Annotated in this window: 19 protein-coding genes; 12 read left to right on the top strand and 7 right to left on the bottom strand. The window is 60.2% G+C overall.

Annotation, left to right across the window (positions count from 1 at the left end; translation table 11 throughout):
- Positions 1-103: 103 nt before the first annotated feature.
- A complete protein-coding gene (locus NHU87_RS01225; RefSeq protein WP_253544889.1) occupies positions 104-454 on the bottom strand; it encodes a hypothetical protein in 351 nt (116 codons plus the stop codon).
- A 162-nt stretch (positions 455-616) separates the two neighbouring features.
- On the opposite strand from NHU87_RS01225, the gene NHU87_RS01220 reads away from it, so the two are divergent.
- From NHU87_RS01220 to NHU87_RS01180, 9 genes are all read left to right on the top strand, one after another.
- The gene (locus NHU87_RS01220) at positions 617-871 is read left to right on the top strand and encodes a hypothetical protein (RefSeq protein WP_008008546.1); all 255 of its coding nucleotides are present in this window, start codon (positions 617-619) and stop codon (positions 869-871) included.
- A gap of 2 nt (positions 872-873) precedes the next feature.
- Complete coding sequence (locus NHU87_RS01215; RefSeq protein WP_253544888.1) at positions 874-1,203, top strand: DUF6388 family protein; 330 nt, start codon at positions 874-876, stop codon at positions 1,201-1,203.
- A gap of 25 nt (positions 1,204-1,228) precedes the next feature.
- Positions 1,229-1,933: a YoaK family protein gene (locus NHU87_RS01210; RefSeq protein WP_253544887.1), complete on the top strand. Its 705-nt coding sequence runs from the start codon at positions 1,229-1,231 to the stop codon at positions 1,931-1,933.
- Between the two features lie 196 nt (positions 1,934-2,129).
- The gene (gene tusD / locus NHU87_RS01205; RefSeq protein WP_064621317.1) at positions 2,130-2,522 is read left to right on the top strand and encodes a sulfurtransferase complex subunit TusD; all 393 of its coding nucleotides are present in this window, start codon (positions 2,130-2,132) and stop codon (positions 2,520-2,522) included.
- A 1-nt stretch (position 2,523) separates the two neighbouring features.
- Positions 2,524-2,886 (top strand): sulfurtransferase complex subunit TusC, encoded by a 363-nt coding sequence (gene tusC, locus NHU87_RS01200; protein WP_038982573.1) that lies wholly within the window; start codon positions 2,524-2,526, stop codon positions 2,884-2,886.
- Positions 2,886-3,179 carry a sulfurtransferase complex subunit TusB gene (gene tusB, locus NHU87_RS01195; protein ID WP_253544886.1) on the top strand — a complete coding sequence of 98 codons (294 nt, stop codon included), beginning with the start codon at positions 2,886-2,888 and terminating at the stop codon, positions 3,177-3,179. The genes tusC and tusB overlap by 1 nt, the downstream gene beginning before the upstream one ends.
- A complete protein-coding gene (locus NHU87_RS01190; RefSeq protein ID WP_253544885.1) occupies positions 3,176-3,511 on the top strand; it encodes a TusE/DsrC/DsvC family sulfur relay protein in 336 nt (111 codons plus the stop codon). Before tusB ends, NHU87_RS01190 begins: the two co-directional genes overlap by 4 nt.
- Entirely contained in the window at positions 3,508-4,509 is a 1,002-nt protein-coding gene (locus tag NHU87_RS01185; RefSeq protein ID WP_253544884.1) for a glycosyl transferase family protein, read from the top strand. The genes NHU87_RS01190 and NHU87_RS01185 overlap by 4 nt, the downstream gene beginning before the upstream one ends.
- A 90-nt stretch (positions 4,510-4,599) precedes the next feature.
- A complete protein-coding gene (locus tag NHU87_RS01180) occupies positions 4,600-5,598 on the top strand; it encodes a glutathione S-transferase family protein (RefSeq protein ID WP_253544883.1) in 999 nt (332 codons plus the stop codon).
- 131 nt (positions 5,599-5,729) lie between these two features.
- On the opposite strand, the gene cysG is transcribed toward NHU87_RS01180, so the two are convergent.
- The 6 genes from cysG to NHU87_RS01150 all read right to left on the bottom strand — a co-directional run bounded on the left by cysG (position 5,730) and on the right by NHU87_RS01150 (position 13,396).
- Entirely contained in the window at positions 5,730-7,124 is a 1,395-nt protein-coding gene (gene cysG / locus NHU87_RS01175) for a siroheme synthase CysG (protein ID WP_253544882.1), read from the bottom strand.
- Positions 7,125-8,405 (bottom strand): serine--tRNA ligase, encoded by a 1,281-nt coding sequence (gene serS, locus NHU87_RS01170; protein ID WP_253544881.1) that lies wholly within the window; start codon positions 8,403-8,405, stop codon positions 7,125-7,127.
- 15 nt (positions 8,406-8,420) lie between these two features.
- Positions 8,421-8,795, bottom strand: coding sequence for a fluoride efflux transporter CrcB (gene crcB, locus NHU87_RS01165; protein WP_253544880.1), 375 nt, complete (start codon positions 8,793-8,795; stop codon positions 8,421-8,423).
- Positions 8,795-10,117, bottom strand: a complete 1,323-nt coding sequence (locus NHU87_RS01160; RefSeq protein ID WP_253544879.1) for a replication-associated recombination protein A — start codon at positions 10,115-10,117, stop codon at positions 8,795-8,797. The genes crcB and NHU87_RS01160 overlap by 1 nt, the downstream gene beginning before the upstream one ends.
- A gap of 181 nt (positions 10,118-10,298) precedes the next feature.
- Positions 10,299-10,922 (bottom strand): outer membrane lipoprotein chaperone LolA, encoded by a 624-nt coding sequence (lolA, locus tag NHU87_RS01155; protein ID WP_007904916.1) that lies wholly within the window; start codon positions 10,920-10,922, stop codon positions 10,299-10,301.
- A gap of 68 nt (positions 10,923-10,990) precedes the next feature.
- Positions 10,991-13,396 (bottom strand): DNA translocase FtsK, encoded by a 2,406-nt coding sequence (locus tag NHU87_RS01150; protein ID WP_253544878.1) that lies wholly within the window; start codon positions 13,394-13,396, stop codon positions 10,991-10,993.
- Between the two features lie 305 nt (positions 13,397-13,701).
- Between NHU87_RS01150 and trxB the strand changes: the two genes are divergently transcribed.
- The 3 genes from trxB to NHU87_RS01135 all read left to right on the top strand — a co-directional run bounded on the left by trxB (position 13,702) and on the right by NHU87_RS01135 (position 16,205).
- Positions 13,702-14,661, top strand: coding sequence for a thioredoxin-disulfide reductase (gene trxB / locus NHU87_RS01145; RefSeq protein ID WP_253544877.1), 960 nt, complete (start codon positions 13,702-13,704; stop codon positions 14,659-14,661).
- 68 nt (positions 14,662-14,729) lie between these two features.
- Positions 14,730-15,407, top strand: coding sequence for a leucyl/phenylalanyl-tRNA--protein transferase (aat, locus tag NHU87_RS01140; RefSeq protein ID WP_253544876.1), 678 nt, complete (start codon positions 14,730-14,732; stop codon positions 15,405-15,407).
- A gap of 90 nt (positions 15,408-15,497) precedes the next feature.
- On the top strand, positions 15,498-16,205 hold the full coding sequence (locus NHU87_RS01135; RefSeq protein ID WP_253544875.1) for an arginyltransferase: 708 nt from the start codon (positions 15,498-15,500) through the stop codon (positions 16,203-16,205).
- The last annotated feature ends 63 nt before the right edge of the window (positions 16,206-16,268 follow it).

Below are 16,268 nucleotides of genomic sequence, written 5' to 3'. Positions count from 1 at the left end.
GATAGCGGCGGGTCAGTCGATATCAATGTCAAATGACAAACCGCCATCGCGAGCAAGCTCGCTCCCACAGGAACTGCATCTGCCCGGTGCACAAGGCGCCTGCTTACAAACAGGTAGCCAACGCCGCCAATCGGCGCTTGGCGACAAAATCGTCATGCTGCGCGTAGTAGCTCAACGCTGTACCGGAGGCGTCGGTGGTCACGTCCACAAAGGACTCGGCCGAACGAGTGTAGACCGTGGAGCCACCCTTCTCACCCGGCTGCAAATACGCGCCCGCATCCACGCCGAACACCGCCTCGTCCTGCCATGCAAATTGCACGCACTGGGCGACGACTTTTTCCGGTTTGTCCGAGGTCAGGGTTTTGTACGGGGTTTTGGTGCGGGCGTCATTCATCGCCGATCCGGCACAGCCCGCCAGCAAGGTTGCGGCCAGCGCCATCATCAGAATTCGCATTGCGTTCGCTCATCAGGAAAAAGCGGACTGTATCACCGCAGCGCAGCGTATCGTTCTGCTTTACTTCATTTATACCGCGACACCGCGCAACGATTCGCGCACCCTGTCGCGCCATTAACGCCGCATCGCCCATTATTCCGGGCGCATTTTTCTGGAAAGGTCATGACACCCAACGCCGAATACTACAAACCGACCGCTGAATACGCCGACAAGCTGATCAGCCAGATCGGTCAGACACCTTCCTGGATCGCCAAGCGAATTGGCGTCACCGACAAGCGGATTCGTTACATTCTCGATGGCGAAAGAACCGTCAAAGGCGAAACCACGCCGATCCAGATGACCTACCCCGAGCAATTTGCTCTGGAGTGTCTGGCCGCGGCCGCCAAGGCGAGCAAAAAGCAGTCTTCCAAGGAGTGACCATGGCGGCAACCGAACAGCAACACGAGCAGGCGCTGAAGAAGTTTCTCGATGAGCATCCTGAACTGCGCGTCGAACTGGATAACCTGAATCCACTGTTGGCCCAGGCCAAGGGCGTGACGGTGGCGCAGTACCGCGACGAGCGCTTGCATGAAGCGTTCGAAGCCGAGGCCGAGCGCCTGGGTTTGTTTGCCTGGGAGTTGACGCTGCAACTGACCGCCGCCACGCCTGAGGACTACCAGGCCCAACGCCTGGAGGTGCATAAGGAAGTCGCGGAGATGGCCGGCATGGACTGGCTGGAGTATTGCGAGTTATATGGGTTAACCAAATAATCATCGCTGCTCAAGGAAGCTTTCGATGCTGCCTTCGCCTTCAAGTACCCGGGCCACGCCGGGCCATTTGCATACCCATAAATGGCGCGGGCGCATCGGCTTGTCGCTGGTCGCCAGTTTGTCGGTGCTCGCCGGCATGACCGATGCCATCGGCTTCATGGCCAGTGGCGACTTCGTTTCCTTCATGAGCGGTAACACCACCCGTCTGGCCGTGGCTATCAGCGATGGCGACCTCGGGTTGACCCTGCGCCTGGTAATCCTCGTGGCCACATTCGTCGCCGGCAACGCCTTGGGCATTGTCGTCAGCCGGATCGGTGGCCGACGGGCGTTGCCGTTGCTGCTGTGCATCGCCACCCTGCTCTGCGGCGCTGCGGCCTGGCCCTATGAGACGCAATTGCCAGCGCTGCTGGCGGCAATCATCGCCATGGGCATGCTCAATGCCGCCGTGGAAGAAGTGAACGGCCTGCCGGTCGGGCTGACTTACGTCACCGGCGCGTTGTCGCGGTTTGGCCGTGGGCTGGGGCGGTGGATGCTTGGCGAGCGGCGCAATGGCTGGCGGGTGCAATTGATCCCGTGGGCCGGGATGTTTGCTGGTGCGGTGATTGGGGCTTTGCTGGAACATCATCTTGGGCTCAAGGCCCTGTTTGTCAGCGGGCTGCTGGCGGGGGTGCTGGGGTTGTTGTCGTTGAAGATACCGCGGCGTTGGCAGTTGGGGTATATGCCGCGCTGAATCTTGCATTGACTGTTCGGGCCTCATCGCGGGCAAGCCCGCTCCCACAAGGATTTGTGTGATGCCAAAGATTGCAGCCTCACTACATAACCTGTGGGAGCGGGCTTGCCCGCGATGGCGGTCTACGAGTAAACGCCCTTCGCCGCCCCGCCGATAAAGCTTTATCATGGCCGCAGTTTTGCTGATCGAGCCCGTCATGAAATTCGCCATTGCGCTGTTTTCCGCTGCCCACGCGCCCTCATCGCGCCGTGCCTTGCTGTTCGCCCAGGCCGCGCTGGCCGGCGGGCATGAGATTGTCCGGCTGTTTTTCTATCAGGATGGCGTCTACAACGCGTCCGGCAGCGTGGTCACGCCTCAGGATGAGCAGGATTTGCCCAAGCAATGGCGCAACTTTGTCAGCGAGCATCAACTCGATGGCGTGGTCTGCATCGCCGCTGCCCTGCGCCGTGGGGTGTTGAACGAGGAAGAAGCCCAGCGCTATCAGCGTGAAGCGGTAGCCGTGGGTGCGCCGTGGGAATTGTCCGGCCTCGGCCAGTTGCATGATGCGGTGCAAGACGCTGACCGCTTGATCTGTTTCGGAGGCGCGTGAGATGGCTAAATCCTTGCTGATTATCAGCCGTCAGGCGCCGTGGTCCGGGCCGAATGCACGGGAAGCGCTGGACATCGTGCTGGCCGGCGGCGCCTTCGATCTGCCGATCGGGCTGCTGTTCCTCGATGACGGCGTGTTCCAGCTCGCCGCGAAACAGGACGCCAAGGCGTTGCAACAGAAAGACCTGAGCGCCAACCTGCAAGCCTTGCCGATGTTTGGTGTCGAAGACCTGTTTGTATGCGCTGAAAGCGCCGCTGCCCGTGGTCTGGACCCAAAAGGTCTGTCGCTTGAAGAAGCCCAGGTGTTGGCCGCCCAGGAAATCACCGCCCTTATTGACCGTTACGACCAGGTGATCACCCTCTGATGTCGACTTTGCATGTGTTGTCTCATTCCCCTTTCGGCGACGACCGCCTGATCAGTTGTCTGCGCGTGATCGGCGCCGACGATGCGCTGCTGCTCAGTGGCGATGCGGCTTATGCCTTGCAGCCAGGCACTGCACCATTCAGCACGTTGCAGGCTCGCGGCCTGAAACTGTTCGTGCTGGCCGAAGATGCTCAAGCACGGGCTCTGCAAGTCCCGGATTGGGCCAGGGCTATCGATTACCCAGCCTTCGTCGAGCTGTCGATTCACTACGACAAGGTTAACAGTTGGCTATGAAATCCCTGACGGTCGGCGCCCGCGCCATTGAACTGGACAAGGACGGTTTTCTGGTCGAACTGAGTGACTGGTCTGCCGAAGTGGCCGCCGCCCTTGCCGCTGCCGAAGACATCGAGTTAAGCGCGGAACACTGGGAGATCCTCGAACTGCTGCGCAGTTTCTACGACGAATTCCAGCTGTCCCCGGCGACCCGCCCGCTGATCAAGTACACCGCATTGAAACTCGGCCCCGACAAAGGCAACAGCCTGCACCTGAACCGACTGTTCAAAGGCACCCCTGCCAAACTCGCCGCGAAACTGGCGGGCCTGCCCAAACCGACGAATTGCTTATGACCGACTATCCAGCACTGACCCTCGAAACACCCGCCGAGCACCCGTTCGCCCAATTCGTGCGGATCCTCGGCAAAGGCAAACGTGGCGCCCGCGACCTGACTCGCGAAGAAGCCCGCCAAGCCATGGGCATGGTGCTTGATGAAAAGGTCGAGGACACCCAGCTCGGCGCGTTCCTGATGCTGTTGCGGCACAAGGAAGAAAGCGCCGAGGAAATGGCCGGGTTCACCGAAGCCTTGCGCGAGCGCCTGAATCCACCGGCGCTGGCGGTCGATCTGGACTGGCCGACGTATGCGGGCAAGAAGCGTCATCTGCCGTGGTATTTGCTGGCGGCCAAGTGCCTGGCGCAGAACGGCGTGCGCATCTTCATGCATGGCGGCGGCGCGCACACGGCCAGTCGGCTGTACAGCGAACAACTGCTCGAGACGCTGAGCATTCCACTGTGCCGCAACTGGCAGCAGGTCGGCGCGGCGCTCGATAAGGGCGGTCTGGCGTTCATGCCTTTGGTGGATTGGGCCCCGCAACTTCAGCGGATGATCGACCTGCGCAACACCTTGGGCCTGCGCTCGCCGATCCATTCCCTGGCACGGATTCTCAACCCGCTGGGCGCTCGCTGCGGCCTGCAAAGCATTTTCCACCCCGGCTATCAGGCCGTGCATCGCGATGCCAGCGGTTTGCTCGGCGACACCGCCATCGTGATCAAGGGTGATGGCGGCGAAATCGAGATCAATCCGGACGCCGACAGTCACTTGTATGGCACCACCGGCGGCGAAAGCTGGGATGAAGAATGGCCACAACTGTCGACCCAGCGCCACGTCAAACCGGCCACGCTCGATCCGGAGCACCTGAAAGCCGTATGGCGTGGCGACGTTGTCGACAGCTATCCGCAAATGGCATTGATCTCGACCATGGCCCTGGCGTTGCGCGGTCTCGGCCAGACACGCGAGCAAGCGTTCGAAACCGCCCAACAGTATTGGGATGCAAGGGACCGATCGATTTAACCGATCATAAACGCCCAACCTTTGCGCTTTTTGTTCGAACCTATGCGCATAGACTCGTCTCCAACGCTTATCGGTTGAGGAGTTTTGAACATGGGTTTGTTAGTCGAAGGCCGCTGGCAAGATCAGTGGTACGAAAGCAAGGACGGCACGTTCCAGCGTGAACAGGCGCAACGTCGCAACTGGCTGACCGCCGACGGCAAGCCAGGCCCGACCGGCGTCGGTGGTTTTGCCGCCGAGGCCGGTCGCTATCATCTCTACGTATCCCTCGCCTGCCCGTGGGCTCATCGCACGCTGATCCTGCGTAAGCTCAAAGGCCTGGAAAACCTGATCGATGTGTCGGTGGTCAGTTGGTTGATGCTGGAAAACGGCTGGACCTTCGATGAAAACCGGGGCTCGACCGGCGACAAGCTCGATCACTTCAATTTTCTGCACCAGCGCTACACCACCGATACCGCCGACTACACCGGTCGCGTCACCGTGCCGGTGCTCTGGGACAAGCAGATGAATCGCATCGTCAACAATGAATCAGCGGAAATCATCCGCATGTTCAACAGCGCGTTTGATGAGTTGACCGGCAATGATCTGGATTTCTACCCGGCACCATTGCGGGCCGAGATCGATGCACTGAACGAGCGGATTTATCCAGCGGTGAACAACGGTGTCTATCGCGCCGGGTTTGCTACGTCGCAGCAGGCTTATGAAGAAGCGTTCGATGAGTTGTTTGATGAGTTGGATCGGCTGGAGCAGCTGTTAGACGCTAATCGTTACCTGGCGGGCGAGTACCTGACCGAAGCGGACATTCGGTTGTTCACCACGCTAATTCGCTTTGATGCGGTGTACCACGGGCACTTCAAGTGCAACCTGCGACGGATTGCCGATTATCCAAATCTGTCGAACTGGCTACGGGAGATTTATCAGTGGCCGGGGATAGCCGAGACGGTGAGTTTTGAGCACATCAAGCATCACTACTACGGCAGCCACAAGACCATCAATCCGACCGGGATCGTGCCGAAAGGGCCGGCGCAGGATTTCACTGCGGCGCATGATCGTGAGCGCTTTAGTGGGGAAGGAGTTTGGCGCAGGATCTGAATTCGTACAGGCTTTGAGGGCCTCATCGCGGGCAAGCCCGCTCCCACAGGGATTTGGGTGATGCCAAAGATTGCAGCTTCACCCAATAACCTATGGGAGCGGGCTTGCCCGCGATGGAGGCGACTCGGTCTCTAGACCTGCGCCTGAGCCCCTTCGAACCACGCCAGTTTCTCGCGCAGTTGCACCACTTCCCCGACGATCACCAGCGTCGGCGCATGCACTTCATGCTCCGCCACCAACCGTGGAAGGTCGGCCAGGGTGCCGGTAAACACCCGCTGATTGACCGTGGTGCCCTGCTGGATCAACGCGGCCGGGGTATCGGCCGCGCGACCGTGTTTGATCAACTGCTCGCAGATAATCGGCAAACCCACCAACCCCATGTAAAACACCAGGGTTTGCGCCGGCGCGACCAGGTCGGCCCACGGCAAATCGGTGGAACCGTCCTTGAGGTGCCCGGTGACGAACCGCACCGACTGCGCGTAATCGCGGTGAGTCAGCGGAATCCCGGCATACGCCGCGCAACCGCTGGCGGCGGTGATGCCCGGTACGACCTGAAACGGGATGCCATGGGCCGCCAGTTCTTCGATCTCTTCACCGCCGCGCCCGAAGATAAACGGATCGCCGCCCTTCAAGCGCACCACGCGTTTGCCGGCCTTGGCCAGATCCACCAGATGCTGGTTGATCTGCTCTTGAGGCACGGCGTGATCGGCGCGGCGCTTGCCAACGTAGACTCGCTCGGCATCGCGACGGCACAAATCCAGAATCGCCGGCGCCACCAAGCGGTCATACAACACCACATCGGCTTGCTGCATCAGACGCAAGGCGCGGAAGGTCAACAGGTCGGGATCCCCCGGCCCGGCGCCCACCAGGTAAACCTCGCCGGTAGCGACAGGTGCTTCGCCATTGATTTTCGCCAGCATCAAGCGCTCGGCTTCGGCGCCCTGCCCGGCCAGTTGCCGGTCGGCAATCGGGCCCTGGAATACATCTTCCCAGAACGCCCGGCGCTGCTGCACATCCGGAAACAGGCCTTTGACCTGAGTGCGGAAACGCGCCGCCAGCCCGGCCAGTTGACCGTAGGTGGAGGGAATCCAGGTTTCCAGCTTGGCGCGAATCAACCGCGCCAGCACTGGCGCATCGCCGCCGCTGGACACCGCGACGATCAACGGAGAGCGGTCGACGATTGCCGGGAAGATCACGCTGCACAGGGCTGGCGCATCGACCACGTTGACCGGCACGCAACGCCGATGAGCATCGGCGGAGACTTGCGCGTTCAGCGGTTCGTCATCGGTGGCGGCGATGATCAGCGCGCAACCGTCCAGATCCGCCTCGACGTAGCCACGCACCAGGCACTCGCCACCGCTGCCGACCACTAGCTCGCGCAGTTGCGGTTCGATTTCAGGTGCGACCACCCGCAGCAGCGCACCGGCTTCGGCCAGCAGGCGGGATTTGCGCAAGGCAATCTCCCCCCCACCGACGACCAACACACGACTGCCGCGAAGGTTATGAAACAGCGGCAGATAGTCCATTTAGCCGATGACCTCAAGGCCACCCATGTACGGCTTGAGCACTTCAGGCACACGGATCGAACCGTCGGCCTGCTGGTAGTTCTCGAGCACCGCCACCAGGGTACGACCGACCGCCAGGCCGGAACCGTTCAGGGTGTGAACCAACTCAGGCTTGCCGGTTTCCGGGTTGCGGAAACGCGCTTGCATGCGGCGGGCCTGGAAATCGCCACAGTTGGAGCACGACGAAATCTCGCGGTATTTGTCCTGGCTCGGAATCCACACTTCCAGGTCGTAGGTCTTGACCGCGCTGAAGCCCATGTCGCCGGTGCACAGCGCCAGGGTGCGATACGGCAGTTCCAGCAGCTGCAGGACTTTCTCGGCGTTGGCGGTCAGGCCTTCCAGCGCTTCCATCGAAGTCGATGGCTCAACGATCTGGACCATCTCGACTTTATCGAACTGGTGCTGACGGATCATGCCGCGAGTGTCGCGACCCGATGCACCGGCCTCGCTGCGGAAGCACGGCGTGTGTGCCACGAACTTGATCGGCAGCAATTTCGAATCGACGATCTCGCCAGCGACAATGTTGGTCAGCGACACTTCAGCGGTCGGGATCAGGTACAGATCGGCTTCGCCTTCGCGGCTGATCTTGAACAGGTCTTCTTCGAATTTCGGCAACTGACCGGTGCCCTGCAAGGCAGGCGCCTGCACCAGGTACGGGGTGTAAGCCTCTTCGTAACCATGTTCGTTGATGTGCAGGTTGATCATGAACTGTGCCAATGCACGGTGCAGACGAGCGATCGGGCCGCGCAGCAGGGCGAAACGGGCGCCGGACAGCTTGGCGGCGGTTTCGAAGTCCAGCCAGCCGAACTTCTCGCCCAGGGCCACGTGATCCTGAACAGGGAAATCGAAAGCCTCCGGCGTGCCCCAGCGGCGCACTTCAACGTTGCCTTCTTCGTCATCGCCGACCGGCACCGATTCGTGCGGCAGGTTCGGGATGCCCAGCAGGATCGAATCCAGCTCGGTCTGAATCGCGTCCAGTTCGGTTTTACCGGCGCTCAACTCACCCGCCATGCGCTCGACGTCCGCCATCAACGGCGCAATGTCTTCGCCGCGCTGCTTGGCCTGACCGATGGACTTGGAGCGCGCGTTACGTTCAGCCTGCAGAGCTTCGGTGCGGGTCTGGACGGTCTTGCGCTGTTCTTCCAGCGCTTCGATGCGCGCAACATCCAGCGTGTAGCCACGGGATGCCAGGCGGTCCGCTACGTCCTGAAGGTTGCTACGTAACAGTTTGGAATCGAGCATGTCGGTTTCTCGTTATCAAAGTTTGGTCAAGGACAGGCCAGCCCAGGTGGCGAGCAGCCCGCCGAATACGCTGATCGCCGCATAGCCCAGGGCCAGCGGCACTTGCCCGGTTTCCAGCAAGCGCACCGTATCCAGTGAAAAGGATGAAAAAGTCGTCAGCCCCCCGAGGAAGCCAACCATCAACCCGGCGCGTACCTCAATCGGAACTTCCGGGCGTATCAAAAACAGGCCGTATAAAACGCCGATCAGCAAACAGCCCACGATATTAACGGCCAGCGTCGCGGTATAGAAGTGCCGCGGCCAATTCGCGTTGATCCAGTTACCGGTGGCGAAGCGCAATAGCGTACCGGCGACACCGCCGACAGAAACGGCAACGATCAATGGAATCACTATTTTCTCCGCTGCCGGGGGCTTAGACGATCAAGCTGCGCGAGGTGACTAAGCTTTTCGCCGATCTTCAGTTCCAGGCCGCGGGGCACTGGTTGATAAAACCGTTGCGGTTCGAGCTCGTCCGGGAAGTAGTCTTCGCCAGCGGCGTAGGCATCCGGTTCATCGTGGGCATACCGGTATTCGTCGCCATAGCCCAATTGCTTCATCAATTTGGTCGGCGCGTTGCGCAGGTGCAGCGGCACTTCGAGCGAACCATGTTCGGTGGCGCTGCGCATCGCGGCTTTGAAACCCATGTACACCGCGTTGCTTTTCGGCGCGCAGGCCAGATAGGTAATGGCCTGGGCCACCGCCAATTCACCTTCTGGACTGCCGAGGCGCTCCTGCACTTCCCACGCCGCCAGGCACAGGCTCAGGGCGCGAGGGTCGGCGTTGCCGATGTCTTCGCTGGCCATGCGCACCACGCGCCGAGCCAGGTACAGCGGATCGCAACCGCCGTCGATCATCCGCGCGAACCAATACAGCGCGCCATCGGGATTGGAGCCGCGCACCGATTTATGCAGCGCGGAAATCTGGTCGTAGAAGGCTTCGCCGCCCTTGTCGAAGCGCCGACGGGTATCGCCGAGCAGACTTTGCAGCAAATCGACGCCGATCTCGCTGTTGTCTTCGGCCAGGTCCGAGGCGTTTTCCAGCAGATTGAGCAGACGCCGGCCATCGCCATCGGCGGCGGACAACAGCATCTGGAAGCCTTCATCGCTGAGGGTCAGTTGCCGCTTGCCCAACCCACGCTCTTCGGTCAATGCGCGATGCACCAACTTGCGCAGGGCCGCTTCGTCGAGGCTTTTGAGCACATAGACGCGCGCCCGGGACAGGAGTGCGTTATTGAGTTCGAACGAGGGGTTTTCGGTGGTCGCGCCGATGAAAATCAGCGTGCCATCTTCAACGTACGGCAGGAACGCATCCTGCTGGGACTTGTTGAAGCGATGCACTTCATCGACGAACAGGATGGTGCGTTTACCGTATTGCCCGGCTTGCTGCTTGGCAACTTCCACCGCTTGGCGGATTTCCTTTACGCCGGCCAGCACCGCCGAAACCGTTTCGAAGTGCGCATCGGAGACTTCCGCGAGCAGCCGCGCCAGAGTGGTTTTACCCACCCCCGGCGGCCCCCAGAAAATCATCGAATGCAGGGCACCCTGCTCCAGCGCTTCGCGCAAAGGCTTGCCGCGAGCGAGCAGGTGTTCCTGACCGACGTACTCATCCAGATTGGTCGCGCGCAGGCGTGCGGCCAAGGGCTGAGCGATCGGGGCGCTGCGAAACAGGTCCATCACTACTTATGAAACCTCACTGGGTCCTGATGCCATTCAGCCAATTATTTGAACGCTGCGATCCCTGTGGGAGCGGCGGTGCGGCGATCCGACTTGCCCGCGATGGCGGCATTACATTCAACATCAGAGTCGCCTGACCTGACGCCATCGCGGGCAAGCCCGCTCCCACAGGTCCTGCGTTTTATTCCTGGATCACGTCGGCACCCTTGGGGATGTCGAACTTGAATTTGGACGCAGGAATCGGCTCGTTGGCCTTCACGCCAGTAAAGAGGATATTGGTGCGCTGGCCGACGCTGTCAATCAGTTGCATGTCATTGACCAGACCGTTGCGGAACGACAGACGCAGGCTGTCGAACAGGGTGTCTTTGGTTTTCGGCTTCAAGGTGAAGTCGATCACGCCGCCGGCTTCCTTGGCGCTGATGTCGAAGCTCTGGCTGATCTTGGACACGTCACCGGACAACAACAGTGCCGGAGTCTGGGTCAGGCGCTGGTCGAGGGTCTTGATGGTGACCTGCTCCAGGTCCGGGTCCCACAGGGAAACCTTCTTGCCATCGGACACCATCAGTTGTTCCTGCGGCGCATCGGTGTGCCAGTAGAACAGGCCCGGGCGCTGCAAGGACATTTGACCGGCGGTTTCCTGCAACTGGGTGCCGCTGCCATCGAGGGTCAGCTGGGAGAAACGCGCGGTCAGGGTCTGGGATTTTTCCAGCAGTTGAGTCAGACGCGCCACGTCCTTGTCATCGGCGTGGGCCGAGAGCGTGGTCAAAGCCAGTACCGGCAGCAACAACATGCGGATAAGACGCATGGGAGTCCTCATAAACATTCGTGGGAGTGCGGGCGGCGTCTCAAGACACCGCCCCTTTCAAAACCGGATCAGTCACGCACCGGGCCAGGGGCCAGGACTTCACGCGAACCGTTAGTGTTCATGGACGTCACGACCCCGGCCATTTCCATGGCTTCGATCATGCGCGCCGCGCGGTTGTAGCCGATTTTCAGCTTGCGCTGAACCGCGGAGATGGACGCACGACGGCTTTCCAGTACGAACTGCACCGCTTCGTCGTAGAGCGCATCGGTTTCGGCATCATCGTCACCGCCACCGCCGCCGTTTTCAAAGCCGCTACCGGCCTCTTCGACACCGGCGAGGATGTCATCGTTGTATTCCGGCGCGCCGCGCAGTTTCCAGGCTTCAACCACCCGATGAACTTCATCGTCGGACACGAACGCGCCGTGAACACGAATCGGCAGACTGGTGCCTGGCGGCATGTACAACATATCACCGTGGCCCAGCAGTTGTTCGGCACCGCCCTGGTCAATGATGGTCCGCGAATCGATCTTGCTCGATACCTGGAACGCCATACGGGTCGGAATGTTCGCCTTGATCAGACCGGTGATCACGTCCACCGACGGACGCTGGGTCGCGAGGATCAAGTGGATACCGGCCGCACGGGCCTTCTGGGCGATACGGGCGATCAGCTCTTCAACCTTCTTGCCGACGATCATCATCATGTCGGCGAATTCGTCGACGACCACGACGATGGTCGGCAGTTTTTGCAGCAGTGGTGCTTCGTCGTGGATGCTTTCGCGCTTGTACAGTGGATCGCTCAACGGCTCGCCGGCGTCCTGGGCTTCCTTGACCTTGGCGTTGAAGCCCGACAGGTTACGCACGCCCATCTTCGCCATCAGTTTGTAGCGCCGTTCCATCTCTGCGACGCTCCAGCGCAAGGCGTTGGCGGCGTCCTTCATGTCGGTGACCACCGGGCACAGCAGGTGCGGAATGCCTTCGTAGATCGACAGCTCGAGCATTTTCGGGTCGATCATGATCAGCTTGGCGTCTTCCGGGCCAGACTTGAAAAGAATCGACAGGATCATCGCATTCACGCCCACCGACTTACCGGAACCGGTCGTACCGGCCACCAACAAGTGCGGCATTTTCGCCAGGTCGGTGATGACCGGTTTGCCGCCGATATCATGACCCAGCGCCAGAGTGACCGGGGACTTGAAGTTATCGTACTCGGGGGTCGACAAGACCTCGGAGAACCGCACGATCTGCCGGTCTTCGTTAGGGATCTCGATACCGACCGTGGTCTTGCCCGGAATCACTTCGACGACACGCACACTGGTCACGGCCAGGGAACGGGCCAGGTCTTTCGCCAGGTTGGAGATGCGGCTGACTTTGACGCCGGCGGCTGGCTGGATTTCGTAACGGGTAATGACCGGACCCGGGTGAATCGAATCCACCGAGACTTCGACGCCGAATTCCTTGAGCTTGATTTCCAGCAAGTGGCCGACGGCCGCCAGGGATTCAGGCGAATAATTGAGTTGTTTCTTTTCCGCAGGGTCGAGAATCGAGATCGGCGGCAAGGTGCCTTCCACGGCGCTGTCGACGAACAATGGCGCCTGCTTCTCTTTTTCCACGCGCTTGCTGGGCGCTGCGGGTTTGGGCGGAGCCGGGGCAATCACCGGCGGCACCTGCTTCTCGCGCTCGGACATGTGCTTGCTCAGGGCCTGCTCGCGCTCGATCAGGCGCTCCTTGACCTTGGCCTGCTCGCGTTTGTCGGTGACGGTCGGCGCGACCACGTCATGCACGCGATCGTCGACCTCACGCAGTTGAGCAACCAGTTGCTTGCGTTCGACACGGGCCGCCCACCAGCGATTGGCCGCGCCCTGAAACAGTTCGAACAGATCAAGGGTGATCTTGCCGGTGACGTCCATCACCTTGAACCACGACAGGTCGGTGAACACCGTCAGGCCGAACAGGAACAGCGCGATGAACAACAGCGTGCTGCCCTGGATGTTCAGCGCGTTCCTGGCCAGATCGCCGAGGCTTTCGCCCAAAGCACCGCCCGCGCCGGCCGGCAGACCGGTCGCCGCATGGAAATGAATGTGGGCCAGCGCCGCACCCGACAGCACCAGAAACACCAGGCCGATCAGGCGCCAGGAGAACAGCCAGCCGCTCCACTGCCACGGCTCGTGGCGCTGGCGGAAGATCTGATACGCCTTGATCGCCAGCAGCAGCGGGAAAATGTAGGCGAAGTAACCCAGGACCATGAACAGGATGTCGGCGCTGTAAGAGCCGGCAGGCCCGCCGAAGTTCTGCACATCGTCGATCTTGCTGTTATGGCTCCAGCCCGGATCGTCTTTGCCGTAGGTCAACAAAGCCATCATCAGGAACAGGCACAGGGCGCCGATGGCGATCAATGCACCTTCCTTGAGCCGGTAGTGCAATTGCTGGCGCCATAGCGGGACGACTGTTTTAGGTGCTGCGGTGGATTTCTTCAAAACGCTTCTTTTCCTGCGCCCATGGCGCGTCCATCTGTTGAATGACTATAAAAACTGCCCAATCCAGGCAGGTAAAAAAGTTAACAGGCGCAACTGGGACTACTTTTAACACTGCGCCCCGGTTTTTCGAAATACGGCACGCAGCGCTTTTTTGATACAAACACGGTTACAAGCAGGCATTGTACGGGTTTGTTCGCCCGATGCCATGCTTGAGACCTTGGGTGCAGCATAGCCAACAGCACAATACGCGCAGTCCAATTTGAGCATGCATTCTCTTTTGTGACAAAGGCTTATGAGGTGTTTTTATGAGTGAAGCGAAGCATTCCCGCCTGATCATTCTGGGTTCCGGCCCTGCCGGTTACAGCGCAGCCGTTTATGCCGCTCGCGCCAACCTCAAACCCGTTGTCATCACCGGCATACAGGCAGGTGGCCAGCTGACCACCACCGTCGAAGTCGACAACTGGCCCGGCGACGTCGAAGGCCTGACCGGCCCGGTACTGATGGAACGCATGCAAAAACACGCCGAACGCTTCGACACAGAGATCGTTTACGACCACATCCATACGGCCAAGTTGCAACAGCGCCCGTTCGAGCTCATTGGCGACAGCGGCACCTACACCTGCGATGCGCTGATTATCGCCACTGGCGCGTCGGCCCAATACCTGGGGCTGCCCTCGGAAGAAGCCTTTGCCGGCAAAGGGGTTTCGGCCTGCGCCACCTGCGATGGCTTTTTCTACCGCAATCAGGTAGTCGCGGTGGTCGGCGGAGGTAACACGGCCGTTGAAGAGGCGCTGTACCTGTCGAATATCGCCAAGGAAGTTCATCTGATTCACCGTCGCGACAAACTGCGTTCGGAGAAAATCCTCCAGGACAAACTCTTCGAAAAAGCCGCCAACGGCAATATCCGCCTGCACTGGAACCAGAATCTGGACGAAGTGCTGGGCGATGCCAGCGGCGTGACTGGTGCGCGTCTGCGACACAGTCATACGGGCGAAACCAATGAGTTGCCGCTGGCCGGCGTATTCATCGCCATCGGCCACAAGCCCAACACCGACCTGTTTCAGGGCCAGCTGAAAATGCGCGACGGTTATCTGCTGATCAAGGGTGGCAGCGAAGGTGACGCCACCGCCACGGACATCGAAGGTGTGTTCGCCGCCGGTGACGTGGCCGATCATATTTACCGCCAGGCGGTGACTTCCGCCGGGGCTGGCTGCATGGCGGCGCTGGATGCCGAAAAGTATCTCGATGACATCCCCACCGTTTGACGGTTAACCTCCTACAAGGCGGGCTCAACGGCTCGCTACCGCCCTCCCCTTCTGCAAGCCCGGATGCCATGCTGACTTGGTTACAACGCAACACCCTGACCTTTCCTCCGCTGGAAAAAGCCATGCGCGACCCCAACGGGTTGCTGGCCGCGGGTGGCGATTTGTCCGCCGATCGTCTGATTCAAGCCTATCGTCACGGCTGCTTTCCGTGGTTCTCGGAGGGCCAGCCGATTCTCTGGTGGTCGCCGGATCCGCGCACGGTACTGTTTCCCGACGAACTGCATGTCTCCCGCAGCTTGAACAAACTGCTGCGCCAACAGCGCTATCAAGTGACCTTCGATCGGGATTTTGCCGCGGTCATTCGCGCCTGCGCCGCACCGCGCGAGTACGCTGACGGCACCTGGATCACCCAAGCGATGCAGGATGCCTATGTCGAACTGCACAGGCGGGGTTACGCCCATTCGGTGGAAGTCTGGGACGATGGCGTGCTGGTCGGCGGGCTCTACGGCCTGGCCATGGGGCAATTGTTTTTCGGCGAGTCAATGTTCAGCCGCGCCGACAATGCCTCCAAATATGGCTTCACCACCCTGGTGCGACACTTGAAAGACTCAGGTTTTGTGCTGATCGACTGCCAGATGCCTACCGATCATCTGCACAGTCTGGGTGCCCGAGCGATCCCCCGCCGCGAATTTGCCGGCTACCTTGCGCGGCACCTGGATCAACCCGGCCGTGCCACCTGGGTTTGATGAGCGACTTTTGCGCGCGTGGCTTACACTTAATGCGGGGAAGCGAATTGAGAGCACCCCCAAATCAAAAGCTTATCCCGAGGGTTGATCATGACCGAGTTGGCGCGTTTGAAGTTTTATGCCACTCAGCCCCACTCTTGCAGTTATCTGCCCGAGGAGCAGGCCACGACGCTGTTCCTCGACCCTAGTCAGCCCATGGATGTGCATGTCTACGCAGATCTGTCGGAAATGGGCTTTCGTCGCAGTGGCGATCATCTCTACCGGCCCCATTGCCAGCATTGCAATGCGTGCGTACCGGCGCGCATTCCTGTGGCGCAATTTACGCCCAACCGTCAACAGAAACGCATTGTCAAACGCAATGCCGACTTGCAGGTACGCCCCTCCAGACCAAAGTTTAGTGAAGAGTATTTCGACCTTTATCAGCGCTACATCGAACAGCGTCACGCCGATGGCGATATGTATCCGCCGAGCCGCGACCAGTTTTCGACTTTCCTGGTGCGTGACCTGCCATTCTCCCGCTTCTACGAATTTCGTCTCGAAGGCCGGCTGCTGGCTGTGGCGGTCACTGACTTGCTACCCAACGGTCTGTCGGCGGTCTACACCTTCTACGAGCCCGCTGAAGAGCGTCGTAGCCTGGGGCGTTATGCGATTCTCTGGCAAATCGGCGAAGCCCGACGTCTGGGGCTGGAAGCGGTCTATCTCGGCTACTGGATCAAAAACTGCAAAAAAATGAGCTACAAGACCCAATATCGCCCTATCGAACTGCTGATTAATCAGCGTTGGGTCATCCTGAGCTAGAACCCCTTGGCTTAAACCCCATTTTTCGGGCACAATGCACGCCGCTTTTGCCTGGCGCAGTTG

The sequence above is a fragment of the Pseudomonas mandelii genome (assembly GCF_024138395.1).
Classification (GTDB): domain Bacteria; phylum Pseudomonadota; class Gammaproteobacteria; order Pseudomonadales; family Pseudomonadaceae; genus Aquipseudomonas; species Aquipseudomonas mandelii_E.
Note: the sequence above shows the minus strand (reverse complement) of the source record. Positions and strands in the feature narration are given on the sequence as shown.